Source organism: Sphingopyxis sp. J-6, from assembly GCF_046603995.1.
Lineage (GTDB): Bacteria > Pseudomonadota > Alphaproteobacteria > Sphingomonadales > Sphingomonadaceae > Sphingopyxis.
On record NZ_CP145810.1, the window covers coordinates 2,093,153 to 2,118,041 of the forward strand.

21 protein-coding genes and 1 tRNA gene are annotated in these 24,889 nt (G+C 65.4%); 10 read left to right on the top strand and 12 right to left on the bottom strand.

Annotated features, from left to right (window positions below; genetic code table 11):
• The first annotated feature begins 206 nt into the window (after positions 1-206).
• The 3 genes from V6U71_RS10035 to V6U71_RS10045 are packed head-to-tail and all read left to right on the top strand — an operon-like array spanning position 207 to position 4,121.
• Positions 207-728 carry an RNA polymerase sigma factor gene (locus tag V6U71_RS10035; protein WP_411342111.1) on the top strand — a complete coding sequence of 174 codons (522 nt, stop codon included), beginning with the start codon at positions 207-209 and terminating at the stop codon, positions 726-728.
• Entirely contained in the window at positions 718-1,668 is a 951-nt protein-coding gene (locus V6U71_RS10040) for a FecR family protein (protein ID WP_411342112.1), read from the top strand. Before V6U71_RS10035 ends, V6U71_RS10040 begins: the two co-directional genes overlap by 11 nt.
• Positions 1,650-4,121 (top strand): TonB-dependent receptor domain-containing protein, encoded by a 2,472-nt coding sequence (locus tag V6U71_RS10045; RefSeq protein WP_411342113.1) that lies wholly within the window; start codon positions 1,650-1,652, stop codon positions 4,119-4,121. Before V6U71_RS10040 ends, V6U71_RS10045 begins: the two co-directional genes overlap by 19 nt.
• A 149-nt stretch (positions 4,122-4,270) precedes the next feature.
• Here the strand turns inward: V6U71_RS10045 and V6U71_RS10050 are convergent, their stop codons facing one another.
• From V6U71_RS10050 to V6U71_RS10080, 7 genes are all read right to left on the bottom strand, one after another.
• Entirely contained in the window at positions 4,271-5,410 is a 1,140-nt protein-coding gene (locus V6U71_RS10050; RefSeq protein ID WP_411342114.1) for an acyl-CoA dehydrogenase family protein, read from the bottom strand.
• 106 nt (positions 5,411-5,516) lie between these two features.
• A complete protein-coding gene (locus V6U71_RS10055) occupies positions 5,517-6,710 on the bottom strand; it encodes an acyl-CoA dehydrogenase family protein (protein WP_411342115.1) in 1,194 nt (397 codons plus the stop codon).
• Between the two features lie 183 nt (positions 6,711-6,893).
• Complete coding sequence (locus V6U71_RS10060; protein WP_411342116.1) at positions 6,894-7,793, bottom strand: PAS domain-containing protein; 900 nt, start codon at positions 7,791-7,793, stop codon at positions 6,894-6,896.
• A 154-nt stretch (positions 7,794-7,947) separates the two neighbouring features.
• On the bottom strand, positions 7,948-9,576 hold the full coding sequence (locus V6U71_RS10065) for a TadG family pilus assembly protein (protein ID WP_411342117.1): 1,629 nt from the start codon (positions 9,574-9,576) through the stop codon (positions 7,948-7,950).
• Between the two features lie 4 nt (positions 9,577-9,580).
• Positions 9,581-10,036 (bottom strand): TadE/TadG family type IV pilus assembly protein, encoded by a 456-nt coding sequence (locus V6U71_RS10070; RefSeq protein WP_411342118.1) that lies wholly within the window; start codon positions 10,034-10,036, stop codon positions 9,581-9,583.
• Positions 10,037-10,258: 222 nt separating this feature from the next.
• The gene (yghU, locus tag V6U71_RS10075) at positions 10,259-11,143 is read right to left on the bottom strand and encodes a glutathione-dependent disulfide-bond oxidoreductase (RefSeq protein ID WP_411342119.1); all 885 of its coding nucleotides are present in this window, start codon (positions 11,141-11,143) and stop codon (positions 10,259-10,261) included.
• 74 nt (positions 11,144-11,217) lie between these two features.
• A complete protein-coding gene (locus V6U71_RS10080) occupies positions 11,218-12,396 on the bottom strand; it encodes a CaiB/BaiF CoA transferase family protein (RefSeq protein ID WP_411342120.1) in 1,179 nt (392 codons plus the stop codon).
• Between the two features lie 146 nt (positions 12,397-12,542).
• On the opposite strand from V6U71_RS10080, the gene V6U71_RS10085 reads away from it, so the two are divergent.
• On the top strand, positions 12,543-15,809 hold the full coding sequence (locus tag V6U71_RS10085) for an amidohydrolase family protein (protein WP_411342121.1): 3,267 nt from the start codon (positions 12,543-12,545) through the stop codon (positions 15,807-15,809).
• Positions 15,810-15,898: 89 nt separating this feature from the next.
• Positions 15,899-15,988: transfer RNA gene (locus tag V6U71_RS10090), tRNA-Ser, on the top strand.
• 65 nt (positions 15,989-16,053) lie between these two features.
• Here V6U71_RS10090 and V6U71_RS10095 read toward each other — a convergent pair.
• The gene (locus tag V6U71_RS10095) at positions 16,054-16,680 is read right to left on the bottom strand and encodes a Yip1 family protein (protein ID WP_411342122.1); all 627 of its coding nucleotides are present in this window, start codon (positions 16,678-16,680) and stop codon (positions 16,054-16,056) included.
• 178 nt (positions 16,681-16,858) lie between these two features.
• Here V6U71_RS10095 and hspQ point away from each other — a divergent pair, with 178 nt between their 5' ends.
• Positions 16,859-17,233, top strand: a complete 375-nt coding sequence (hspQ, locus tag V6U71_RS10100) for a heat shock protein HspQ (protein WP_054587860.1) — start codon at positions 16,859-16,861, stop codon at positions 17,231-17,233.
• A gap of 9 nt (positions 17,234-17,242) precedes the next feature.
• Here hspQ and V6U71_RS10105 read toward each other — a convergent pair whose 3' ends face one another.
• Entirely contained in the window at positions 17,243-18,115 is an 873-nt protein-coding gene (locus V6U71_RS10105; RefSeq protein ID WP_411342123.1) for an ABC transporter permease, read from the bottom strand.
• A gap of 113 nt (positions 18,116-18,228) precedes the next feature.
• On the opposite strand from V6U71_RS10105, the gene V6U71_RS10110 reads away from it, so the two are divergent.
• Positions 18,229-18,909 (top strand): GcrA family cell cycle regulator, encoded by a 681-nt coding sequence (locus tag V6U71_RS10110; protein ID WP_411342124.1) that lies wholly within the window; start codon positions 18,229-18,231, stop codon positions 18,907-18,909.
• Positions 18,906-19,304 carry a PaaI family thioesterase gene (locus tag V6U71_RS10115; RefSeq protein ID WP_411342125.1) on the top strand — a complete coding sequence of 133 codons (399 nt, stop codon included), beginning with the start codon at positions 18,906-18,908 and terminating at the stop codon, positions 19,302-19,304. The genes V6U71_RS10110 and V6U71_RS10115 overlap by 4 nt, the downstream gene beginning before the upstream one ends.
• Before the next feature lie 51 nt (positions 19,305-19,355).
• Here V6U71_RS10115 and V6U71_RS10120 read toward each other — a convergent pair whose 3' ends face one another.
• Positions 19,356-20,201 carry an outer membrane protein gene (locus V6U71_RS10120; RefSeq protein WP_411342126.1) on the bottom strand — a complete coding sequence of 282 codons (846 nt, stop codon included), beginning with the start codon at positions 20,199-20,201 and terminating at the stop codon, positions 19,356-19,358.
• Positions 20,202-20,372: 171 nt separating this feature from the next.
• Between V6U71_RS10120 and parE the strand changes: the two genes are divergently transcribed.
• Together parE and V6U71_RS10130 are read left to right on the top strand one after the other, a co-directional pair.
• Positions 20,373-22,352 carry a DNA topoisomerase IV subunit B gene (parE, locus tag V6U71_RS10125; RefSeq protein WP_411342127.1) on the top strand — a complete coding sequence of 660 codons (1,980 nt, stop codon included), beginning with the start codon at positions 20,373-20,375 and terminating at the stop codon, positions 22,350-22,352.
• Positions 22,353-22,365: 13 nt separating this feature from the next.
• Positions 22,366-23,679, top strand: coding sequence for a serine hydrolase (locus tag V6U71_RS10130; RefSeq protein ID WP_411342128.1), 1,314 nt, complete (start codon positions 22,366-22,368; stop codon positions 23,677-23,679).
• A gap of 3 nt (positions 23,680-23,682) precedes the next feature.
• Here the strand turns inward: V6U71_RS10130 and V6U71_RS10135 are convergent, their stop codons facing one another.
• Positions 23,683-24,474 carry a LysR substrate-binding domain-containing protein gene (locus V6U71_RS10135; RefSeq protein WP_411342129.1) on the bottom strand — a complete coding sequence of 264 codons (792 nt, stop codon included), beginning with the start codon at positions 24,472-24,474 and terminating at the stop codon, positions 23,683-23,685.
• Positions 24,471-24,872: a Co2+/Mg2+ efflux protein ApaG gene (gene apaG / locus V6U71_RS10140; RefSeq protein ID WP_411342338.1), complete on the bottom strand. Its 402-nt coding sequence runs from the start codon at positions 24,870-24,872 to the stop codon at positions 24,471-24,473. Before apaG ends, V6U71_RS10135 begins: the two co-directional genes overlap by 4 nt.
• Positions 24,873-24,889: the final 17 nt, after the last annotated feature.

Sequence of the window (24,889 nt, forward strand, 5' to 3'; positions counted from 1 at the left end):
ACGGCACCAGCAGAATGAAGAAACCGATGTTCGCATATGCCGCCCCCTTCCCGTCCAGCCTCCCGCCACCGGCGGGTGCGCCCCGGCGTGCGCCGCGGTTGCACGGCTGGGCGATGGCGTTATATGACGGGATCATCAGGGGGCCGGGCGGCGCGCGGGTGCGCGGCGCCGAACAGCGACAAACGGCATTCCAGACAAAGCGATCGATGACAGAGGCGACTGAACGAACCGACGCCGGACAAGGCATCGAAGGCGTATTGCTCGCCAACCGGGATCGGATCGTCCGTTTCCTGATGGTTCGCGGCGCCGGCGACGCCGCCGAGGACCTGTTCCAGGACCTGTGGATGCGCCTCACCGACCGCAGTACGGGACCGATTTCCGACCCGCTCTCCTATGTGATGCGCGCCGCGAACAATCTGATGCTCGACCGCTATCGCTCGGCACAGCGCAGCGAGCTTCGCGACAAGGCATGGGGTGAAAGCGCTGCGATGCCGAAGCCCTCCGCCGAAGCACTGCTCATCTCGCGCGAACAGCTTCTGCTCGTCGAACAGGCGATCGCGGCGACCGGTGAACGTCCGGCCGCTATTTTCCGCCGGTTCCGGATCGACGGGATCAGCCAGCGCGACATCGCCGGCGAAATGGGCGTCAGCCTCAGCACCGTCGAAGCCGATTTGCGCAAGGTCTACGCCATGCTGGCCGATCTCCGGAGGCAGTTCGATGCCGGCTGACCCCCGCACCCTCGCCGAAACGCGCGCTATCGACTGGCTGATCCGTCAGCGCGATCCCGCGTTCGCCGACTGGGACGTCTTTGCCGACTGGCTCGCCGAAGACCCCGGGCATTCGGCGGTCTATGACGCGATGGCGAGCCTCGACCTCGACCTCGACGCCCTGCCGAAAAGTGCGCCCGAGCCGGCCAAGCCGGGGGTCGTCATCATCCCGCACGACGCCCCGCGCCGTCCGTCGCGCCGCGCCTGGTTCGGCGGCGCGATCGCCGCCGCACTCGTCGGCGCCGTCAGCCTGTCGAGCCTCGGCCTGTTCGGTGACGCGAACCGGATCGAAACTGCGGCGGGCGAACATCGCACAATCGCTCTCGCCGACGGCTCGCGGATCGAGATCAATGGCGCCTCGGTGGTCGAACTCGACAAGGAGCGCCCGCGCTTTGCCCGGCTCGCCTCGGGTGAGGCGATGTTCCATGTCGTCCACCGCGACGGCGACCCGTTCGTCGTCGAGGCGGGCGCGTCGAAGATCGTCGACCTCGGCACGGCCTTCAACGTCGTGCGGCGAAATCGCGCCACCTCGGTCGCGGTCTCCGAAGGGATCGTCGTCTACAATCCCGGCAAGGACAATGTTCGCATGAACGCGGGCAAGGCGATCGAAGCGCACGACGACGACAAGTCGCCGCCTGCGATTCGCGATGTCGATGTCGGCAGCGTCGGCGGCTGGCGCACCGGCCTGCTCGTCTACAATGGCACGCCGCTCGCCATCGTCGCTGAAGACCTGAAACGTACCGCCGGTCTCGACATTTCGGTCGCGCCCGAGGCCGCCGACGTGTCGTTCCGCGGCGCCCTGATCGTCGACAAAAATCGCGCCCGTACCGTCGCCGACCTCGCCGCGCTATCGGGAACGAAAGCGTCGCGGCAGGGCGACGGGTGGACCTTGACCCGCTGAAGATGACGCGCGCCCTGCCCCTTCTGATTGCAGCCGCACTGGCAAGCGTCCCGGCGCAGGCGCGTGCGGCCGAGGAGCGCGCATTCGATGTGCCGAGCGGCAGTCTTTCGGGCTCGCTGCCGATCCTCAGCCGGCAGGCCGGGGTCAGCATCAGCGTCGCCGATGCCAAGCTCTGGCAATCCACGGTCAAACCCGTGCGCGGGCGGATGAGCGTCGAAAAGGCGATCAAGCGGATGCTCGCCGGTTCGGACGCGCGCATCGTCCGGGTGAGCGCGACGAGTTGGCGGATCGAGCGCCGCCCCCCACCGCCGAAGGTCGCGCGCCGCGCCACGTCGCCGCCGCGTGCCCCGCCGCCACCGAGGGCGCGGGCGCCCGACAATCTCGTCGCCGGGCCCGACGACGAGATCATCGTCACCGCCTCGAAAACCGACATTCCCTACGCAAATTATGCGGGCGTCGCCACCGTTCTCGATGGCGACGATTTGGCGTTCGGCGGCGAGCGCGGAATGGATTCGATCCTGTCGCGTATGGCCACCGTATCCTCGACCCATCTCGGTTCGGGGCGAAACAAGCTGTTCATCCGCGGCATCGCCGATTCGAGCTTCACCGGCCCGACGCAGGCGACGGTCGGCCAGTATCTCGGCGATATCCGCCTCAGCTATAATGCGCCCGATCCCGACCTTCGCCTCTACGACATCCAGAATGTCGAAATCCTCGAAGGACCGCAGGGTACGCTCTACGGCGCGGGCTCGCTCGGCGGCATCATCCGCGTCGTCCCTACCCCGCCCAATTCCGACCGTCAGACGGTGCAGGCGATCGCGGGCGTCTCGCTGACCCAGCACGGCGACCCGGGCGGCGACCTTGGCGCCATCGCCAACGTGCCCTTGGGCGACAACGGGCATGCGCTGCGCCTCGTCGGCTATATGCTTAGCGACGGCGGCTACATCGACAATCCGCTGCGCGGCCAGAATGACGTCAACCGCGTCAACGTCTATGGCGGACGCGGCACGCTGCGGCTCGATCTCGGCGACGACTGGACCGTCGACCTCGGCGGCGTCTATCAATCGATCATCTCCGAAGATGCGCAATATGCCGATCGCGATGCACCGCCGCTGATCCGCAACTCGATGGTCGAGCAGAATGCCAAGGCACGCTACGGCCTCGGCACCCTCGTCGTGATGAAGGACTGGGACGGGCTGCATTTCCGCTCGTCGAACGCCTACGTCAATCACCGCCTGTTCGAACGCTTCGACGCAACCGCCCCGGACAATCCGCCGCGCATTCTCGACCAGCATAATGACACGCGCATGTTCGTCAGCGAAACGCGCCTGTCGCGCCCCTTCCACAATGGCTTCGGCTGGGTCGTCGGCGCCAGCTTCCTCGACAACCGCACCCGCCAGAACCGCGAGGTCGGCGATGCGTTCACCCTGACCCCGCTGACCGGCGTCACCAACCGCATCACCGAATTCACGGGCTATGCCGAGGCGACGGTCGAGGTCGTGCCGCACGTCATTGCCTCGGGCGGCCTGCGGCTGTCCCACGCAAGGCTCGGCGGCAGCGGCGAGGATGTGCCGTTCGACGTCGCCTATGCCGGGCGCGAAGTCACTGCGCACCGGAACGAAACCGACCTCCTGCCATCGGCGTCGTTGCTCGCATCGCCGTTCGCCAATGTCACCCTCTATGTCCGTTATCAGGAAGGTTTCCGTCCCGGCGGGCTGGCGGTCGACAGCCAGTTCGTCCGCCGCTTCCGCAATGATCAGGTACGGACGTGGGAAGCGGGCGTGCGCTTCGGCGAAAAGGGACGGACGCCCTTCGACGCCAGCATCGCGGTCTCGCGCAGCCGCTGGCGCGATATCCAGGCCGATTTCATCGACGCCAACGGCTTCCCCACCACCGCGAATATCGGTGACGGGCGGATCACCAGCATCACCGGCGCCTTCGCGGTGCGGCCGACGCCGGCGCTGTCGTTCGAGCTGGGCGCCGTTTATAACCACAGCCGCGTTTCCGAACTGTTCGACGCCGAACTGCGCGCCATTGCGATGCGCGCGGCCGCCATGGATGGGCAGGTCGGCGTGACGATCCCGCAAGCGACGCTGCTCGCCCGGCTGGGGCAGATCCCGAACGTCGCCCGCTACGCCGTGCGCGGCTCTTTCAACTATGCGGCGCCGATGGGCGACGAAGATTTCCGGCTCAACGGCTGGGCCAATTATGTCGGTCCGTCGCGCCTCGGGATCGGCCCGATCCTCGGCGAAGGCCAAGGCAAATATCTCGATACCGGCCTTGCCGCGCGGATCGGCGACGAACGGCGCGGATTGTCGCTGACGCTGACCAACCTGTTCGATGCCCGCGGCAACCGTTTCGCGCTCGGTACGCCTTTTGTCGAAGGCAGCGCCGGCTTCCTCACGCCGCTGCGCCCGCGCACGCTGCGGCTGGCGATCGATATCGCTTATTGATGGCGGCTATGGGGTGGGGAGCGGTTCCATATTCGTCGCCCCCGCGCAGGCGGGGGCCGCTGGCAACCTCGCGCTAGGCCTATAGCGGCCCCCGCCTGCGCGGGGGCGACGGTTATTTAGCTGGTGTCCTCTACCGGTCGCCGCCCTAATCAGTCCGCCAGCACGATCCGTTCGTACCGACCCAAATGATGATCGGCGCTGCCGAACTGCCCTTCGATCATCGTCGCGCGCTTGAAATAATGGCCGATCGCCAGTTCCTGCGTGATGCCGATGCCGCCGTGCGTCTGGATCGCGTTCTGGCCGACGAAATTCGCGCCGCGCGCGACCTTCGCCTTGCACGCCGACACCGCCGCCATGCGCTCGTTCGCGGGCAGGTCCAGCTTCAGCGTCCCCATGATCGTCATCGAGCGCGCCTGTTCGACTTCCATGAACATGTCGACCATGCGGTGCTGCAGCACCTGGAACTTCGCGATCGGCACGCCGAACTGCTTGCGCTGCTGCGTATATTCCAATGTGCCTTCGTGCAGCTTCTGCATCACGCCGGTCGCCTCGGCGCACACCGCGACGGTCGCCTCGTCGACGATCTGTTCGATCAGGGGCAGACCGGCTCCCTCGGCACCGAGCAGCGCATCGCCGGGGATCGCGACATTCTCGAAATAGATTTCCGACGCGCGGCTGCCGTCGACGGTCGGATAGTCGCGGCGGACGATGCCCGGCAGCTTCGCGTCGATCAGGAACAGCGATACGCCGTCAGGGTCACGCTGCCCGCCGCCGGTGCGTGCGGTGACGAGCAGGTGGCTCGCCCACAGCGCGGCATAGACGACGCTCTTATGGCCGTTCAGCACATAGCCGGCGCCGTCCTTCTTCGCCGCTGTCTTGAGATTGGCAAGGTCGTAGCGGCCCTGCGGCTCGGCATAAGCGAAAGCGACAATCGCATTGCCCGCGATGATCTCCGGGATCATCGCCTCGGCCTGTGCGCCGCCGACCGCCTTCAGCGCGCCGCCGGCGATGACCACGGTCGGCAGATAGGGTTCGATGCCGAGCACCTTGCCCAGTTCCTCCATGACGATCGCATTTTCCAGCGCGCCGCCGCCAAGCCCGCCATGCTCCTCCGCAAAGGCGGCACCGAGCATGCCGAGTTCCTGCGCCAGCGCGGTCCAGATCGCCGGATCGCGCCCGCTGTCGGTCGCGATGAACTTCTGACGCGTCTCGAAATCATAGGTGTCGGCAAGGAAGCGCGACAGCGTGTCGCGGATCATGTCCTGCGTTTCGGTGTAGGTGAAATCCATTGTCGTTATCTCTTTCTATGTTCCCCGGCGAAAGCCGGGGCCCATTGCCGCAAACGGCCCTCAAGGCCGACGGAGACCCCGGATCAGTTCCGGTGCGGTTTTGCGATCACAATCCCAAAACCATCTTCGCGATGATGTTGCGCTGGATTTCGTTCGACCCGCCATAGATCGTCGTCTTGCGCATGTTGAAATAGGTCGGCGCCGCGCGATGGGCATAATCGGGCCCGATCGGATGCTCGTTATCGCCTTCTCCGAAGCCGCGAAAATAGGGCGCGCCATAATGGCCGACGGCTTCCAGCGTCAGTTCGGTCAGTCGCTGCTGGATTTCCGAACCCTTGATCTTGAGCAGGCTCGATTCCGGCCCCGGCCCCTTGCCCGCATTCGGACCGGCTAGGCTGCGCAGCTCGGTAAATTCCAGCGCGGTCAGGTCGATTTCCAGTTCGGCGAGCTTGCGCTTGAAAAAGGCGTTGGCGATCAGCGGCTGGTCGCCGTCGAGCTCGGTCCGCGCGATCGCCTTCACCTTCTCGATCCCGCGCTTCGACGCGGCGACGCCGGCGATGCCGGTGCGTTCGTGCGCGAGCAGGAATTTGGCGCAGGTCCAGCCCTTATTTTCTTCATAGACGCGCTGCGACTGCGGCACGCGGACATCCTCGAGCCACACTTCGTTGACTTCATGCTCGCCGCCCAGCGTGATGATCGGGCGCACCGTGATGCCGGGCGATTTCATGTCGATCAAAAGGAAGCTGATGCCTTCCTGCTGCTTCGCTTCCTTGTCGGTGCGGACGAGGAAAAAGCCCCAGTCGGCGTGCTGCGCCAGCGTCGTCCATGTCTTCTGCCCGTTGACGATATAATCGTCGCCATCCTTGACTGCCGCGGTGCGCAGGCTGGCAAGGTCGGACCCCGATCCGGGCTCCGAATAGCCCTGACACCACCAATCCTCACCCGACAGGATGCGCGGCAGGAAATGCGCCTTCTGTTCGGGGGTACCGAAGGTGTAGATGACGGGCCCGACCATCGCGAGGCCGAAGGGCATCAGGCGGATACAGTCGGCGCGCGCGGTTTCCTCCGACCAGATGAAACGCTGCGTCGGGGTCCAGCCGGTGCCGCCATATTCGACCGGCCAGGCGGGGGCGATCCAGCCCTTCTTGTACAGGATCTTGTGCCAGGCGAGGAAATCCTCCTTGGACATCTCCTCGCCTTCGTCCTGCTTGTCGCGCAGTTCGGCGGGGTAATTCTCGGCGATGAAGTCGCGCACTTCCTTCTGGAATGCGAGGTCTTCGGGGCTGAACTCCATGTCCATGACGATTCTCCCTTGGGCAATGCCGCCCTTATATTATCGGTTCACGCTTACGTAAAGGTAAGTTGTCTTTCGCAACGCGATGCGTGACACCTTCAACAACTTCCGCCGCATGTCCAGCGGTCGCACGCAATTGCACCCCGCCGCCCGGGGGCGGCAGGGGCTATGGAGCGCGATAAGATAGTCCTAGCCGGCGCTGTACCGCGTCACGAGCACAACCGCACCCTCGCTGGCATAGGCGCCGCGAACCTCGGCGATCGACAGCATGACGTCGATCGCGATCCCGTCGCGGGTGACGATCTGCGAGGCGATGCGTACCGGCTCGCCGCTGCGGAATACGCTCTCGATCGCGTCCGAAAAGGCGGCGCGATGTCTGACGGCGAGCAACGCCGAAAAACGCACCCGCCGGATCGCCGCGGCATCGACCCCGACCAAGGTCGTCAACGCCTCGTTCGCGGTATCGACGGTCTCGCGCACCGAGAGCCGGGCATGACCGACACTGCCGTCGATATCGATCACGGTCGCCAGCGCCTGCCGCAGGTGGGTCGCGGCAATATCGTCCATCGCCTCGCTGACATCGCGCAGCACGATTGCGCCGCCGACAGGCAGCGGCACCAGATCGATATGCAACCATTGGCGCGGACGCAGGAGGCCCGGCATATCGCCCGAAAAGCGCTCGCGATGATCGAGCAGGCGGATGATGCGCTGGAACAACAGGCTTCCGCCGAGCTCCGGCAGCGCTGCGCCGAGTTCCGCTCCGATCAGGTCCGCCGCCGCGCGTTCTATCATGTCGCTCGCGGCCGGGTTGACCGACAGGATGCGCCACTGGCGATCGATGACGATCGCGCCGTCGGGGATCGCTTCGATCAGGAGAGCCAATGAGTCCTGCAGTGCGTTGGTCGACGCCCTCCCCGCGTCGCTTTCGCCGTCGAGGCGCCGATAGTCGTCGAGCGAGATCAGCACATGCGCATCCTTGCCATGGTGCGTTACCACCACCGGCTTTCGCGCCGCCTGCATCCGCCAGTTCGCGAAACCGCGGATGAACTCCGCCGCCGACACTCTTTGGGGTTCACGCGCTGTTGCCACATCGGCCTCCTCGAAGGCGATACTAACCCACTCTGTTCATCTTGTGTTCGCGTTTGCGCCGGAAGGGATGCAACAGCGTCTGTTCTATGAGGGTATGCGGCGCCGGGGACCGCATTCCGAGATTCTTCAGTCCGATCTGGCGCCACTGCGCTAATCAAACCAGCTTGGCCTTGCCGCAGCGCAGCGCATTGACGCGCGCGTCGGCTTCGCCGACATGGACGCCGAGTACCCCGGTAATGTCGGCAATCAGCGTGTCGAGCACCGGCGCGGCGAGGCCCACGGTATCACCGACCAATGACGTGAGCGCCTTGGCATTGAGCCCCAGCCCGAGGATGTTCACCCGCAGGTCCATGCGGTCGGAGAGCGATTTGGCGGCCCCGGCGACCAGCCCGGTGCTCTCGACCGTCTTCATCTTCCCCGCATCGATCTCGGTGCGCGAAAAGCCCAGCGGCTTTTCGGCAAGGTCCGACAGCACCAGTTCGGCCTCGCCATCAACGCTCGCCAGCGGGAGGCGCAGCAGCCGCGCCGGCTGCGGATCGAGTTGCCGTTGCATGTTCTGGAAATCGGCGCTGGCGACCGTGCCGATCGCCAGCGTCGCCGGGGTGGTGGTCACCGCAAGCGAGACAGACCCATTCCCCGCGCCCTGACACTGGATGTCCGAAATGCGCGCCGACGCCGACCCGAGCTCGGCCAGCACCGGAATCTGCACCGCGGCGAGCGGCGTCGACACCTTGGCGTCGAGCTTGAACCGCACCTGCGCTGTGCGCACCACGACGTCGTTGGTATCGGTGACCGCGATCAGCGGCGAATGCGCGGGCGGCTCGCCGATCATCAGCGCCAGATCGACCCCCGACCCGCCGGGCAGGCTGCTCGCCAGCGATAGGTCGAGTTGCCGGTTGGCATTGCCGAGCAGCAGCATCGCGCGCGCGAGGTCGAGCGCGTTGACCTTCACCGGATTGGCAGCATCGATGCGAATGCTCGACGAGCGTGGCCCGAGGTCGATCGCTCGCGAAGGAACCAGCGCGCGCGGCAACGCCTTCGAGGCGAGATGCTCGAGCGCGGTCGCCACCTGCCCGTCCGACGCCTGCGCCAGCGCCGACAGCACCTGCGGCGTCGTCACCTGCGTGTCGAGCGTCTGGCCAAAGGTCAGCACGTCGGCGCCGATCTCGGTCCGCAGCGCGTCGGAAAAGGCAAGCAAGTCGATATCGGCGCTCGCCAGCGCATTATAGTCCATCACCGACAAATTGACCTGGCTGCCCGTCAGCGCCGACAGCAGCGCATTGGGCACGCCGCCGTGCACCGCGGCCACCCGCGAGCCCAGCGAGAAGGCGGCATAGCCGCGCCGCGCGCCGGTTGCGGTCGCGCTGATCATGCTTTCGCTGCGACCGGTCAGGAAGCGGCCGAAGAATAGCGGGCGATTTCGGGTCAGCGTCACCCGCACCGCATTGGGCGAGCCGCCGCCCGCGACGAACCGCCTCTCGGCCTCGACCGCTGCGTCGGGAGTATAGGTGCCGCTGGTCAGCGCTGCGACGGTGATCGTGCACGCACAGCTTGCTGCAATGATCCGCTGTGCAGCAGCCCGCTCTTCACCCGGCCGTGCAGCGGCAGCCATTGCCGCGGCGTCGGCGATCCCCTGCAGCTTGCGGCGGTCGAGATAGAGCGAGCCGACATCGACCGCGAGCGCGGCCGAACCGATCAGCATCGTCAGCCCCAGCGCCGACATGATGCTGATCCCCGCGCGGCGGTTGCGGACGAGGATGGACAGGAACGAGAACAAGGTCATGGCGTCACTCCACCGGCAGTTCAAAGGTCGCGTCGGCGCGGATGACGTTGCCGGGCACGGGAACGATCGACGTGCGCAGGAAGCTGTCTGCCGGGACGGTGTAGGTCACGCCGACCGTAATCGCATCACTCGTTTCGGAGACGGCGATGGTTCGCTTGTCGGGTGTGATCTGCCGTGCGCCTTGCAGGCTGCGATCGACCGCCCGGGCGGCGATGGCGCGGCGATCGGCGGCATCGAGCCCGACGATCGCGGCGCGCGCGCCGTCGTTCGCAGCCTGCTGCACGCTGTGCGCGAGCAGGAAATATTGCCCATAGACGAGGATGCCCATCAGCAATGCGAGGAAGAGCGGCAGGACGAGCGCCATCTCGATCATCGCCGCGCCGCGGTCATGCCGCACCAGCGCTTGGCGGACTTCGGCGAATGGGCGGGTCAACCGCGAAAGGAAAACCGGATCTGTCATGCGGCCCAGGATGAGCCCACATGATGAAAGCCGGGTCGCCTCGCGGCGACACCGGTTTTTCGCATTTTACGCAAAATCGGCAGGCGACGAACCGGTCAGCACAGCAGGCCGAAGAGGCGGAAAACTGCCTCTTTCCTCAAAACCTCCGCGACATCCCGTCGAAATCTTAACGCCGACCGGACGACCGCTTCTGCAAATACCGCATTTCGGAAGATGAGATGCCTATTCGGCCGCAGGCTCCGGCGCCAGTTTGTCCTGCGTCCGCAAATCGAAATCCGACGCGTCATGACGCTCGTGGAGCTGGCTGGCCGGATCGCCCGTCACGCGATTGACCATTCGCCCGCGCTTGACCGCCGGGCGCGCCGCAATCTGGTCGGTCCAGCGCTGGACATGCTTGTAATCCTGCACCTGCAGGAACTCGCCGGCGTCATAGACCAGACCCTTCACGAGCGCACCGTACCAGGGCCAGACCGCCATGTCGGCGATCGTATAGTCCGTCCCGCCCAGATATTCGCTCTCCGCAAGGCGCCGGTCGAGCACGTCCAGCTGCCGCTTCACTTCCATCGCATAGCGGTTGATCGGATACTCCTGCTTGGTCGGGGCATAGGCGTAAAAATGACCGAACCCGCCACCGAGAAAGGGCGTGCTTCCCATCTGCCACATCAGCCACGACAAGGTTTCGGCGCGCTTCGCCGTTTCGGTCGGCAGGAACGCTCCGAATTTTTCGGCCAGATAGATCAGGATCGCGCCCGATTCAAAGACACGGATCGGCTCGGAACCGCTGCGGTCGACCAACGCAGGAATCTTGCTGTTCGGATTGGCACCGACGAAGCCGCTCGAAAACTGGTCGCCGTCGCCGATATTGATCAGCCACGCGTCATATTCGGCGCCGCTGTGGCCCGCGGCGAGTAATTCTTCGAGCATCACGGTCACCTTGACGCCATTCGGCGTGCCGAGCGAATAGAGCTGAAGCGGATGCTTGCCGACCGGCAGATCCTTGTCGTGCGTCGGTCCAGCGATCGGGCGGTTGATATTGGCAAAGCGCCCGCCGCTTTCCTTTTCCCAGGTCCAGATGCTGGGCGGCACATATTCATTCTGCTCGGTCATCGCGGACTCCATCGTTCAATTTCGTACTGACCGGTACTTAAACATGACCGCCTGCGACGTCCACCGCCAATGGCTCAAATAATCCTATCCCGTCGCAAAGCCGAAATGGCTTCGGGATCGTATCCCAGCTCCGCGAGGATCGCCTCGCCATGCTCGCCGACACGCGGCGCAGGAGAAAGCTCGGCCTTGGCGCTTGCAGACAGCGTGATCGGCGTCCGCACGATCGGCGCCGTGCCTTTGGCTCCCGGATACTCCATCGGCTCGACAAGCCGGGCCGCGGCGACCTGCGGTTCCGCCAGCGCTTCCGATGGCCGTAGCACCGGCCCGGCGGGAACGCGCGCCGCGCCGAGTTCGGCGATCGCGTCGTCGGTCGTCCGCGCGGCGCACCACTCCGCCATCAGCGCGCTCAATTCGGCGCCGTGTTCGCCGCGCGCGATGTCGGATCCAAAACGCGGATCGTCGGCAAGTTCGGGCCGTCCGATCAGCGCGGCCCAGCGCGCGAAGATCGGGTTGCCGACCACCTGCGTCATCACCCAGCCGTCGCGCGTCGCGAAAATATCGGTCGGCGCCGAACTGAAGGCGCGGCTGCCCATCATGCCGCGGTCGATGCCATTGAGGGCATGGTCGATCGTCAGCCCGTTCGAGATGGCGAGCGCGGAGCCGAGCAACGATCCGCTCACCCGCTGCCCCCCGCCCGTCCGTTCGCGCTCGCGAAGTGCGAGCATCACCCCGAAGGCGCAGTGGAGCGCGGTCGTGAAGTCGACATAATTGACCTGTGCGCGCGTGGGCGCGCCGTCCGAACCGCCGAGATACACCGCGCCCGACATCGCCTGTCCCACCGCATCGAAGCCGACCCGTTGCGCGAGCGGCCCCTCGCTGCCGAACGCCGAAGCGGTAACGAGGATGATCGCGGGATTGAGCGCCGAGAGCGTCGGATAGTCGAGCCCCAGCTTTTCGAGCGCGTCGTCGGGCATGTTCGCCACCACGACATCGGCGGTGCGGACCAGCCGCCGCACGACCTCGCGTCCCGCCTCGCTGCCAGGCTTCAACCCCAGGCTGCGCTTGTTGCGGTTCATCTGGAGGAACATCGCCCCCGACCCGTCGTCGGCGACCGGAACCGAATAGCGATCCTCGTTGCCCTCCGGCGCCTCGATCCGGATGACGTCGGCGCCATAATCGGCGAGCAGCGCGGCGCAATAGGGCCCGGCGATATAACGCCCGAAATCGATGACACGAATTCCCGTCAAAGGCACGCCTTGGCTCTCCCCGAATTCCGCCAGGCAAGCGGCGATCGCGATCCGCCGCCCGTCGACCCTGCCAGTTCTTCGTCGAAGACTGTCACTTGCAAGTCCGGACTTCAACCATATGGTCGCCCGATAATTTCGACAGGGGATATTATATGACGCGTTTCACCCTCGCCGTTCTGGCGACTCTGGCCTGCTCGACCTCGGCATTCGCACAACAGGCCGCGCCCGCGGCTGCCGCGGCTGCCGCGGCTGCCGCGGCTGATGCAAAGGCGGAAAAGTGGGACGTCAACGCGCCGCCGGGCATGACGACGCGCAAGGTTCCGATCGCCGTCGACGAAGGGAGCTGGATGAATGTCGACGTCGCCCCCGACGGCCGCACCGTCGCGTTCGACTTGCTCGGCGACATCTATACCATGCCCATCGAGGGCGGCACGCCGACGCGGATCGCCGCAGGACTGGCTTATGAACACCAGCCGCGCTTCTCGCCCGACGGCCGCCGCATCGCTTTCGTCTCCGACGCCGGCGGCGGCGACAATATCTGGGTCATGAACCGCGACGGAAGCGATCGCCGCCAGCTCAGCAAGGAGGATTTCCGCCTCCTCAACCAGCCGGGCTGGAGTCCCGACGGCCAGTTCATCGTCGCCAAGAAGCATTTCACGACCGGGCGTTCGCTCGGGACCGGCGAGATATGGATGTATCATGTCTCGGGCGGCGCCGGCGTGCCCTTGGTCAAACGAGTGAGCGAAAAGCATCAGAAGGAGCTCGGCGAACCGGTCTTCGCGGCCGACGGCAAGGGCATCTATTACACGCGCAACGTCACGCCGGGACCGATCTTCGAATATGCGCAGGACAGCAACACCGATCTCTTCCACATCGAACGTTATGATCTGAACGACGGCGAGGTCACGACGGCCGCATCGGGGGCCGGCGGCGCGGTCCGCCCGACACCTTCGCCAGACGGCAAGCGCCTCGCCTTCGTTCGCCGCGAAGGCATGGATTCAAAGCTTTATGTCAAGGACCTCGCTTCGGGCATCGAGCGCAAGGTTTACGATGCGCTCGATCAGGATGTGCAGGAAACCTGGGCGGTTACCGGCGTCTACCCGAATATGGCATGGACCCCCGACAGCAGCGACATCGTCTTCTGGGCCGGCGGCAAGCTGCGCCGCGTGAGCGGCAATGGCGGTGAAGCGCGCATCATCCCCTTCAGCATCAACGACGATCGCGTGATCGTCGACGCAACGCATCCCGCGGTCGAAGTCGCACCCGACAGTTTCGCGACGAAGATGCCGCGCTGGGCCGAAGTGTCGCCCGACGGACGACAGGTCGTGTTCGAAACGCTCGGCAAATTGTGGGTCAAGCCCGCGACCGGCGGCACCGCGCGGCGGCTGACTACGGCAAAAGACGGCGCATTCGAAATGTGGCCGAGCTGGTCGCGCGACAGCCGCTCGGTCGTCTTCGTCCGCTGGACCGACACCGGGCTTGGCGAAGTGCACGTCGTCGGTGCAGGCGGTGGCGCCTCGCGCAAGATCACGGCTGCCCCCGGCCATTATGCCGAACCGCGCTTCTCGCCCGACGGCCAGACGATCGTCTTCGAGCGCCGGGCCGGCGGCAACCTGACCTCGGAGCGCTGGGGCGACAATCCCGGCATCTATCGCGTCGCGGCTTCGGGAGGCACACCCGATCGCATCAGCGACAATGGCGCCAAACCCCAGTTCGGTGCGGACAACGACCGTGTCTTCATGATCGTCGTTGCCGACGGCAAAAGCCAGCTCGTCAGCACCGACCTCAGCGGCCAGGACAAACGCGTCCACGCCAATGGCGAACTGGTCAGCGATTACGAGATTTCCCCCGATGGCCGCACGCTGGCTTTCCGGGAGAATTTCGACGCCTATGTCACACCGCTGATGCCGGGCGGGCAGGACGTCTCGCTGGGGACCAAGAGCGGCGCCCTTCCCGTTACCCGCGTCAGCGGCAGCGGTGCCGATTATATCCACTGGTCGAACGGCGGTAGCCGTCTCCACTGGACGCGCGGTCCGACATTGTTCAGCGCCGACCTTGCCAGCTTCTTCGCCAATGCCCCGACCGACGCCAAGGCAGCGAAGTTCACGCCGCCTACCGATGGCGTATCGTTGTCGATGACACAGGCGGCATCGAAGCATCGCGGGACTGTCGTCATCCGCGGCGCAAAAATCCTCACCATGGCCGGCAAGGATGGCGGCGTCATCGAGAATGGCGTGATCGATATCGAAGGCGACCGGATCGTCTTCGTCGGTCCCGCCGACGCGGCGAGAAGGCCGTTGCCCGCCGATGCCGTGGTCATCGATGCCACCGGCAAGACGATCGTCCCCGGCTTCGTCGACGGGCACGCGCACGGCCCGCATGGCGACGACGAACTGGTGCCGCAACAGAACTGGTCCGAACTCGTCAATCTCGCGATGGGCACGACGACCAGCCACAACCCGTCGTCGCGCGCCGCCGAAATCTTCGTCTCGTCCGAAATGCAGCGTGCCGGGCTGATTCTGGCTCCCCGCATTTTTTCGACCGGCGAGGTCATCTATGGCGCGAAATCGCTGACCGGCTATTCGGAGATCAACAGCTACGACGACGCGCTCGCGCATGTTCGGCGGCTGAAGGCGCAAGGGGCGTACAGCGTCAAGAATTACAACCAGCCGCGCCGCGAACAGCGCCAGATGGTCGTGCGTGCCGCGCAGGCCGAAGGGATCACCGTCGTGCCCGAAGGCGGCTCGCTCTACACGCAGGACGTGACGCTGATCCAGGACGGCAACTCGACCGTCGAGCATAACGTCCCGCTCCACACCTTCTACAAGGACCTGGTGCAGCTCTGGGGCCAGACGCAGGTCGATTATACGCCGACGCTCGTCGTTACCTATGGCGGGCCCGCGGGCGATCCCTATTGGCGCGCGCATACCAATGTCTGGGAACAGCCGATCCTCGCGCGGCATATCCCGCCGACGATCCTCGCCGCCGACAACAAGCGCCGCGTCATCGCGCCCGAGGGCGATTATGTCGACGACGATTCGGCGCGTGAAGCCGCCAAGATTGCCGCCACCGGTCGCAACGTGTCGATCGGCGCCCACGGCCAGCAGGCCGGCGTGGGCGCGCACTGGGAGATATGGTCCTTCGTCCGCGGCGGTTGGAGCAACATCGATGCGTTGCGCGCCGCGACGATCATGCCCGCAACCGCGCTCGGCTACGCGAAGGATGTCGGATCGCTCGAGGCGGGCAAGCTCGCCGACCTGCTGATCCTCGACGCCGACCCGACGGAAAACATCCGCAATACCGAACAGATCCACCGTGTGATGTTGGGCGGACGGCTTTACGATCCGCTGACGATGAACGAGGCGGAGACAGGCAGCCGCAAGCGCGAGCCCTATTGGTGGGAGGCCGACAAGCCCTGATTCCCCCTAAATTCGGCAACCCGCCGCGATTTTGTGACGAGAGGGTTGCAAGTCGCGCGGGGCGCCGCTAGGGGCGTCTGCCTCAGCGAGGAGAGTTGGCTGAGTGGTCGAAAGCGTCGCACTCGAAATGCGAAGTGCCGGCAACGGTACCGAGGGTTCGAATCCCTCACTCTCCTCCATTTTACCTTGAAATCGACCAGCGGCGGACAGCCGCCCCGGACTTTGCCGGGACGGCTGGCGCGCGTCAGCCCCTGACGCTGAGCAGCGAAGGCGCGGTCAGTGCCCCGACGACCGCGCCGACGATCAGGAACAGCACGATCGCAACGACGACGACGACCACCGTATAGCCGAGCGCCTTTTCCTGCGGCACCTTCATCAGCACCGGCAGGCCAAGGTAGAGAAGGTAGAGCCCGTACAGCGCGAACAGCGCCCCGACCAGCGCCAGCGCGGGAAGCAGCCCGAAAATGCCGCCGACCCAGCCCGCGGTCGCCGAATAGGCGGCGACCTTGAGCGCCTGAACCTGATCCTTTTGTCCGCCGAAATTCGGCGCGAGCCCGTCGATGACGAGCGCGAGGATGAAGACCGTCGCGAAGGTCAGGCCATAGGACAGTATCGCGGAAACCAGCGCACTTCCGATCGGCGGGTGATAGGTGATCCCGAACGCGGTAAATCCGAAGACCTGTCCGCCGATGAACTGCGCAATGGGGCCGATCGCGGCGAGCACAACCACATAGGGCACAAAGATGGACTGGGTGGTGGCAGGCTCCGCGGCGATGACCGGCCAGGTCTCTTTCGGCTTCAGAATGATATCCTTCGCCCGCTGGACGATGCCCGAAGCCGGGCTGGAGCTATTGGGTGGTAGGTCGGCCATAATGCGTCTCCCCTGATGATGGCGGCCCGCAACCTCATCCGGAAATGCGAAGCCGCAGGAGCATTTAGCCTGAACGGCCGTTACTTCTGTAACCTCGATCACAGCCCGATTCGGCAAACCGCAGCGCCGGTGAATTTAACGGACTTGAAACAGGCGTAAACCGCCATAGATTGTTCCTATGACGCCCGAATCCTCTTCCGAACTTCCCAAAGCGGTTACCGCGCCGCTGATCGAACGCGCGCGCTTTGCGCCGGGCGATATCGTGCGTCACCGCATGTTCGATTTCCGCGGCGTCGTGTTCGACATCGATCCGGTCTTCGCGAACAGCGACGAATGGTATGAAGCGATCCCCGAGGCGATCCGCCCCGCGAAGGAACAACCCTATTACCACTTGCTCGCCGAGAGCGAGGATTCCTCCTACATTGCCTATGTCAGCCAGCAGAATCTGGTCGCCGACGGCGATGGCGGACCGATCGACCATCCGCAGATCGACGCGATGTTCGACGGGCTCGAACGCGGGCGGTACCGCATCCGGGCGATCCATCGCCACTGATCGGCAAGATCAGGCTTTCAGTTTCCAGCCCGACGCGAGCAGGCGATAGGTCAGGACGCCGAGCACGATGTTGACCGCGACCAGCGCCAGCGCCGCGGTGAGGACCGCGTTGGCGATCGTGGAATCGACGGTACCGATGAAGCCGTAGCGAAAACCCATGATCGCATAATAGACCGGGTTGCCGTGCGCGATCGACTGGAACCAGGGCGCCAGCCGGTCGACCGAATAAAAGGTCCCCGACAGCAGCGCGAGCGGGGTAACGACGAAATTGGTCACCGCCGCCGCATGGTCGAACTTCTCAGCCCATACCGACGTAATCAGACCGAGAAAGCCGAGCATTGCGGCACCAAGCACTCCGAACAGCGCGACCGCCCACAAATGGTCGGGGATCACATGGACGCCGGGCCACAGCAGCATCGCCAGCCACAGCGCCAGCCCGACGAGGATCGCGCGGGTGATCGCGGCGCCGATCAGCGCGATGATCAGCTCGCCGACCGCAAGCGGCGGCATCAGATAATCGACGATCGTCCCCTGGATCTTGCCGACGAGCAGCGAAAAGCTCGAATTGGCGAAGCTGTTCTGCAGCATCGCCATCATGATCAGCCCCGGCGCGATGAAATCGGCGAAGGGCACCCCGATGACCGTGCGCCCGGCGCCGCCCAGCGCGACAGTGAAAATGACGAGGAACAAAAGGGTGGTAATCGCCGGAGCCCAGATAGTTTGTAGCTGGACCTTGAAAAACCGCCGCACCTCCTTGACATATAGGGCCTGCATGCCCGGAACGTTCAGGGTGTGGATATGCGGGACGCCCGGTTCGGCGAAAGCCGGAACCGCGGCGAAATCGCCCGAGTCGGAGTGCGAAATTTGGGGCTGGTCGTTCATGGCGTTCTCGCCTATCGCCTCCCCGATCCTACCGCAAGCTGGGCCGTGACGGAGCCGATCCCCGAAGCCGGATCGCCGAACAGCCCGCGGCGTGGAATGATGAGGAATTGAACATGTCATGGACCGATGAGCGCATCGAAAGCCTGCGCAACATGTGGGAAAAGGGCCTGACGGCCAGCCAGATCGCCGACGAACTCGGCGGCGTGAGCCGCAATGCGGTGATCGGCAAGGCGCATCGCCTCGGCCTCAAATCGCGGCCTTCGCCCGTGAAAGCGACCGAAAAGGTCGCCAAGGCTCCCAAGCCTGCCGCTCCCAAGCCGGCAGCGCCGCCCCCCGCTCCGCGTGCGGCAGCGCCTGTCGCGCCGCGACCGGTCGTTCCGGCGCGCCCCGAACCCAAGCCCGCGGTCGACGCCGCCGAGGTCCCCGCCGATGCCGACGCACCGCGGAAGCCCGACGCCCCGCGTATCGTCTCGATCGGCCCCGGCGGCTTCATCCGCCAGGGCCCTGGTGATCAGCAGGCGCCGATCCCGCCCGCACCGCCGCGCCGCCTGGTGCCCGCGAAGCCGAGCCCGGAGATTGCCGACAAGACGAGCCTGCTCGATCTCAACGACCGCATCTGCCGCTGGCCGATGGGGCATCCGGGCGAGCCCGATTTCCACTTCTGTGGTCAGGCAGTGAACCCGGGCTTCCCCTATTGCGTCGAGCATTGCGGCCGCGCCTATCAGGCGCAGCTACCGCGCGGCACGCGCCGCCCGCCCCCGCCCCCGCCGTTCGGCGGACCGCGCGTCCGGTGAAGCCCTTCGGGCAGGAGTTCGAATTTGCGCGCATGCTCGGCTTTCAGATGGTCGAGCGTGGCGACGGGCGCTGCACGATGGCGATCGATATCGAGCCCAAGCGCCATTTCAGCCCGCAGGGCGCGGCGCATGGCGGCGTCGCCTATTCGCTGGCCGATACGGCGATGGGCGGTGCGCTCACCAGCATGCTCGGCGACGACCAGTGGTGCGCGACGCTCGAAATCAAGTTCAACTATCATGTCCGCGTCGGCGAAGGCCGCCTGACCTGCGAAGCCGAGGTCCTGCACCGCGGCAAGCGCATCGCCAATGTCGACGCGCGCCTTTATCAGGAAGGCCGTCTGGTCAGCAGCGCAAACGGCAATTTCGCGATCTTCGCGGCGCCGGCCGCCGCATAGGGAAAGGCGCCGGATCTTGCGATCCGACGCCTCCTTCCCGCTCCCAAGAGGTCAGAAGCGGAAGCTCACGGTTCCCCGGATGCTGTGCGTCCGGAAATGCGGATCGCTGCGCTGGATATCGGTGCCGCCCGCTTCGATCAGGAAGGGGTTGGTCGCCGGGGCGGTGCCCGGGCCGACATTCACCGTGTAATCCTTGTCCTTCACGTCGGTGTAAAGATACTCGAGGCCAAGCCCGATGTTGTTCGTGACCATGATCTCCGCACCGCCGCCGGCCGAATAGCCCCAGGCGTTGGTCTTGCCATTGTCGGCAAAGCTGTTCGCGGTGTTGGTCGTCACGAACTTGTTGTCGAGCCGCGCATATGCACCGCCGCCGGTGACATAGAAAAGCGCGCCGCCGCCGGGCGTATAACCCGCACGCAGGCGGGCACCCGCCTGATAGTCGGCCTCACGGCTCATCGTGTAGGCCGCCGGAGTGGTCGAAAAGCCCGATACGCTGTCGCGGGCTTCGCTGCGGCCGCCTTCGAGGACCGCACCGACGACGAAATTACCCATGCGGCGATCATAGCCGACGCGCGCGAAATATTCGGGACCGTCCTTGTCGTTGCGGCAGCCCTGATTGGCGGTGCCGGTAGCGGCGCCGTTACAGAAGCCCGGCGAGAAGGCATTCGCGCCGCCCGAGGTGTTCACGGTGTCACCGTAAGTACCGTCGAGATCATTGTCGAAGACCAGCGTTTCGCGGCGGTCGTTGCCCTGGACGGTGTAGCCGCCACCGAGGGCGATATAGGGTCCGTTGAAGTCCTGCGAGGTGTCGCGGCCGCCGCCAGTTGTGTCTTGTGCCACGGCGGGAACGGCCAGCGCGCTGACCGCCGCAGCGGCGAGGAGAGAAGCGAATTTCATTGTTATTACTCCACTTTTTGGTGACTTTGCAGTCGGGGGCCAAACCCTCCCCGCCAATCCAAAGTTCCCCGCGAACCCGGAAATGCGATGAACCGAGCCCGACGCGAGATATGCCCGAGGCCTTGAAAACCGCGCTTGCCAGCGGCCTTTCCCGCCCCCTATAGCCAGCATATGAGTCACGATTTGTTCGACAGCTCCGCCCCCGCAACCGACAGCTACAACGCCTCGCAGATCGAGGTGCTCGAAGGGCTCGAACCCGTTCGCCGACGGCCCGGCATGTATATCGGCGGCACCGACGAACGCGCGCTGCACCACCTCGCCGCCGAGGTGATCGACAACAGCATGGACGAGGCGGTCGCGGGCCATGCCAACCGGATCGAGGTGACGCTCGATGTCGGCAACCGCCTGACCATCGTCGACAACGGCCGCGGCATGCCGGTCGACCCGCATCCGAAATTCCCGGGCAAGTCGGCGCTCGAAGTGATCCTGACCATGCTCCATTCGGGCGGCAAGTTCGAAGGCAAGGCCTATGCGACGTCGGGCGGTCTGCACGGCGTCGGGGTCAGCGTCGTCAACGCACTGTCGACCGACACCGAGATCGAAGTCGCGCGCGGCAAGCAGCTTTACCGTCAGCGCTTCTCGCGCGGTACGCCGCTCGCGCCGCTGGAAGAGCTCGGGCCGACGCCCAACCGCCGTGGCACCAGCGTTTCCTTCGTTCCCGATCCCGAAATCTTCGGCGAGCATGGCCGCTTCAAGCCGCAGCGCCTCTATCGCATGGCGCGGTCGAAGGCCTATCTGTTCGCGGGCGTCGAAATCCGCTGGAAATGCGCCCCCGAGCTGATCGGCGACGACACGCCTGCCGAGGCGGTGTTCCAGTTCCCCGGCGGGCTTGCCGACCACCTCAAGGAACAGATTGGCACCCGCGAATGCGCGACCGCCGAACCCTTCGTCGGACGGCAGGATTTCCCCGGCGATCAGGGCCGCGCCGAATGGGCGATCGCTTGGCCTTTATGGTCGGACGGATCATATAGCTGGTATTGCAACACCATCCCGACGCCTGCCGGCGGCACCCATGAAGCCGGGCTGCGCGCCGCGCTGACCAAGGGCCTGCGGGCATTCGGCGAACTCATCGGCCAGAAAAAGGCGGCGCAGATCACCGCCGAGGATGTCTTCAACGGCGGCGAGATGATGCTGTCGGTGTTCATCCGCGACCCGCAGTTCCAGAGCCAGACCAAGGACCGGCTGTCGAGCCCCGAGGCAGCGCGCTTTACCGAAAATGCGGTGCGCGACCATTTCGACCATTTTCTGTCGGACAATATGGATCGCGGCCGCGCGCTGCTTGGCCTGATCCTCGAACGGATGGACGAGCGCCTCAAGCGCAAGGCCGAACGCGAGGTCAAGCGCAAGACCGCGACGAGCGCACGCAAGCTCCGCCTCCCCGGAAAGCTCACCGACTGTGCGAACAACGGCCCCGAAGGCACGGAATTGTTTATCGTCGAAGGCGACAGCGCCGGCGGCAGCGCCAAGCAGGCGCGCGACCGCAAGACGCAGGCAATCCTGCCGATCCGCGGCAAGATTTTGAACGTCGCCAGCGCCAGTGCGGACAAGATCCGCGCCAATCAGGAAATCGCCGATCTCGCGCTCGCACTCGGCTGCGGCATGCGCAAGGATTGCGACGCCGACCGGCTGCGCTACGAAAAGATCGTGATCATGACCGATGCCGACGTCGACGGCGCGCATATCGCGACTTTGCTCATGACCTTCTTCTTTCAGGAAATGCCCGACATCGTCCGCAACGGTAATGTCTATCTGGCGCAGCCCCCGCTCTATCGGCTGACCGCGGGCAGCACCTCGGCCTATGCGCGCGATGACGAGCATCGCGCCGAGCTCGAGGCGACGCTGTTCAAGGGCAAGAAAGTCGAGGTCGGCCGTTTCAAGGGCTTGGGAGAAATGAACCCCAACCAGTTGAAAGAAACGACGATGGACCCGGCGACACGCTCGATGCTTCGCGTCACGCTGCCGCAGGAATACGAGGAACGCCATCTCGTCAAGGATCTGGTCGACCGGCTGATGGGCAAGCATCCCGAGCATCGCTTCCAGTTCATCCAGGCCAATGCGGCGAGCCTCGACGAAGCGGCGATCGACGCCTGAGGAGGGCCTGTCTATGCACAACCGGTGGCACGGCCTGATCGCAGCGACGTTATGTGCCGCCAGCGTTCCCCTGCCCGCGGTCGCCCAAGCGCCCGAAACCCGAACGGCCCAAGCCACGTCATTCGACCGGCGCGCAGGCGAACTCGTCGACCTCCTCAATGGCAAGATCGCCTTCGCCGACTATTTTGCACCGTCTTTCCAGCAGGCCATTCCCGAAACGCAGTTCAAGACGATGACCGCCAGCCTGATCGCTCAATATGGCCGCGCGGTCGCCGTCGAGCGCGCGACATCGAAGGACGGCCGGTCGGGAACGCTGCAATTGCGCTTCGAAAAAGGCATCGGCAGCGTGACGCTCGACGTCGGCGCCGATGCCGACGAGCGCGTCATCGGCCTGCGCCTCACCGGGTTCCAGATGGCCGACGACAGCTATGATCGCGTCGCGGCCGAACTCGCCGCCTTGCCGGGCAACACAGGTTTCCTCGTCGCCGAACTCGATGGCGCGGCCATTCGCCCGCTCGCGATGGCAAATAGCGACAAGCAATTCGCCGTCGGATCGACCTTCAAACTCTATGTCCTCGACGAACTCGCGGCGCAGATCGCCGCGGGCGAACGCAAATGGAGCGATGTCGCACCGCTGTCGCACCTGAGCTTTTCCTCGGCCGGCACCGCGAACTGGCCAAAAGACACGCCGGTCACCCTCCAGACGCTCGCCAACTGGATGATCTCGGTCAGCGACAATGGCGCGACCGATACGCTGATCCACCTTCTCGGCCGCGAACGCATCGAGGCACGGATGCGCGCCGCGGGGCACAGCGACCCGTCGCGCAACATCCCCTTCCTGACCACGGTCGAGGCGTTTGCCCTCAAGGGCAATAATTTCGGCGATCTTCGCCCCGCCTTCGTCGCTGGCGACGACAAGGCGCAACGGGGGCTGATCGAGGCGAACCGCGACCGGCTGGTCCTCGCCAACGTCGACGGAGTCAGCTTCATCGACGGCCCGCGCTTCATCGACAGCCTCGAATGGTTCGCCAGCCCGAACGATATCGCACGCGCCTTTATCGGCCTGCGAGCGCGTCGCTCGACGACGCTGATGTCGGCGCTCGCCATCAACAATGGCGTCGGCCCCGCCGCCGGGGAACCGTGGCGCTATCTCGGTTACAAGGGCGGCTCGGAGAATGGCGTGCTGTCGATGAGCCTGCTCGGCGAGCGCAAGGCCGATGGCAAATGGTTCGTCGTGACGGCGAGCTGGAACGATCCGAAGGCCAACCTCGACACGGAGAAGATGGTCGGCCTCGTCACGCGGCTGCTGGCGCTCGCCGCGAAATAGGCGTCAGGCGGTCAGCGCCGCCACCAGCGCCTTGACCTTCGCCTGCCGCCACTGCGGCGTTGGCGCAACCAGCCAATAGCCGCGTTTGACCGCAAAGGGTTCCTGCACCAGCCGCACCCGGCCCGCCGCGATATCCGCCTCGGCGAGCATCGCCGGGACATTCGCCTGCCCCAGCCCGTTCGCCGCAGCATCGATCGCCAGCCCGGCATCGCCGAGCCGCAGCGCCGGCTCGCCATCCTCCACCGGGCACCCGGGCCATGCGATGCGCGTGTCGCTACCGCTGCCGGGGCCTGCGACCGTCACCATCATCGCATCGGCCAGCGGCACGCCCTCATGGTCGCCCGCACCGTCGGTCCAGAAAATCGCGAGGTCGAGGTTCGCTTCGGTGAAGTCGATCCCGGCGTCGGCAGAAACCAGGGTAAAGCGCACGTCGGGCGCCTGCTGGCTGTAGCGGGCCAGCCGCGGCGCCAGCCATTTGGCGGTCAGGTCGCGCGGCGCGGCGATCGTCAGCGACTGCGAAGACTGCCCCGCCTGCATCGCGCGCACCGATTCCTCGAACTGCAAAAAGCCCTGGCGCAGCGCATCGAGCCCGGCGTTCGCTTCTCCCGTCAGTTCCAGCCCTTTCGGGGTCCGCCGGAACAGCACTACCCCGAGCATATCCTCAAGGGCGCGAATCTGCTGGCCGACCGCAGCAGGCGTCACCGCCAGTTCGTCGGCAGCGCGCGTGAAGCTCAGGTGCCGGGCAGCGGCATCGAAAACGCGAAGCGCGTTGAGCGGCAGGTGGGTACGCTTCATGACGCGGTCGCAGGCGCCACGAGCGGGAAATGCGGAATGGCGACCAGCATTTCCGAACCGTCACCCATTTCCATCATATAGCTTCCCACCATCGATCCTTCGGGCGTCGGCAGCGGACAGCCCGAGACATAGTCGAACGCGCCGCCCGGCGCGATCAGCGGCTGTTCACCGACGACGCCTTCGCCCTCGACTTCGCTGATCTGGCCGCGCCCGTCGCTGATCCGCCAGTGCCGCGTCAACAGTTGCACCGCCACGTCGCCGTGATTTTCGACCCGGACATGATAAGCCCAGAACCAGCGTCCCAACGCCGGGTGCGACTGTTCGGGCAGGTAGCTGACCGACACGCGGACGGTGATCGACCCCGTGGTCGCGGCAAATGGGAAGAAGGAGTCGATCATCACCGCGCCAAAGTCGC

Coding starts and splice junctions, on each gene's coding strand:
- V6U71_RS10040 (WP_411342112.1), top strand. CDS start 718: ATGCCGGCTGACCCCCGCACCCTCGCCGAAACGCGCGCTATCGACTGG.
- V6U71_RS10130 (WP_411342128.1), top strand. CDS start 22,366: ATGCACAACCGGTGGCACGGCCTGATCGCAGCGACGTTATGTGCCGCC.
- V6U71_RS10085 (WP_411342121.1), top strand. CDS start 12,543: ATGACGCGTTTCACCCTCGCCGTTCTGGCGACTCTGGCCTGCTCGACC.
- V6U71_RS10055 (WP_411342115.1), bottom strand. CDS start 6,710: ATGGACATGGAGTTCAGCCCCGAAGACCTCGCATTCCAGAAGGAAGTG.
- V6U71_RS10065 (WP_411342117.1), bottom strand. CDS start 9,576: ATGACCTTGTTCTCGTTCCTGTCCATCCTCGTCCGCAACCGCCGCGCG.
- V6U71_RS10050 (WP_411342114.1), bottom strand. CDS start 5,410: ATGGATTTCACCTACACCGAAACGCAGGACATGATCCGCGACACGCTG.
- V6U71_RS10110 (WP_411342124.1), top strand. CDS start 18,229: ATGTCATGGACCGATGAGCGCATCGAAAGCCTGCGCAACATGTGGGAA.
- apaG (WP_411342338.1), bottom strand. CDS start 24,872: ATGATCGACTCCTTCTTCCCATTTGCCGCGACCACGGGGTCGATCACC.
- V6U71_RS10135 (WP_411342129.1), bottom strand. CDS start 24,474: ATGAAGCGTACCCACCTGCCGCTCAACGCGCTTCGCGTTTTCGATGCC.
- V6U71_RS10070 (WP_411342118.1), bottom strand. CDS start 10,036: ATGACAGATCCGGTTTTCCTTTCGCGGTTGACCCGCCCATTCGCCGAA.
- V6U71_RS10035 (WP_411342111.1), top strand. CDS start 207: ATGACAGAGGCGACTGAACGAACCGACGCCGGACAAGGCATCGAAGGC.
- yghU (WP_411342119.1), bottom strand. CDS start 11,143: ATGACCGAGCAGAATGAATATGTGCCGCCCAGCATCTGGACCTGGGAA.
- hspQ (WP_054587860.1), top strand. CDS start 16,859: ATGACGCCCGAATCCTCTTCCGAACTTCCCAAAGCGGTTACCGCGCCG.
- parE (WP_411342127.1), top strand. CDS start 20,373: ATGAGTCACGATTTGTTCGACAGCTCCGCCCCCGCAACCGACAGCTAC.
- V6U71_RS10120 (WP_411342126.1), bottom strand. CDS start 20,201: ATGAAATTCGCTTCTCTCCTCGCCGCTGCGGCGGTCAGCGCGCTGGCC.
- V6U71_RS10105 (WP_411342123.1), bottom strand. CDS start 18,115: ATGAACGACCAGCCCCAAATTTCGCACTCCGACTCGGGCGATTTCGCC.
- V6U71_RS10095 (WP_411342122.1), bottom strand. CDS start 16,680: ATGGCCGACCTACCACCCAATAGCTCCAGCCCGGCTTCGGGCATCGTC.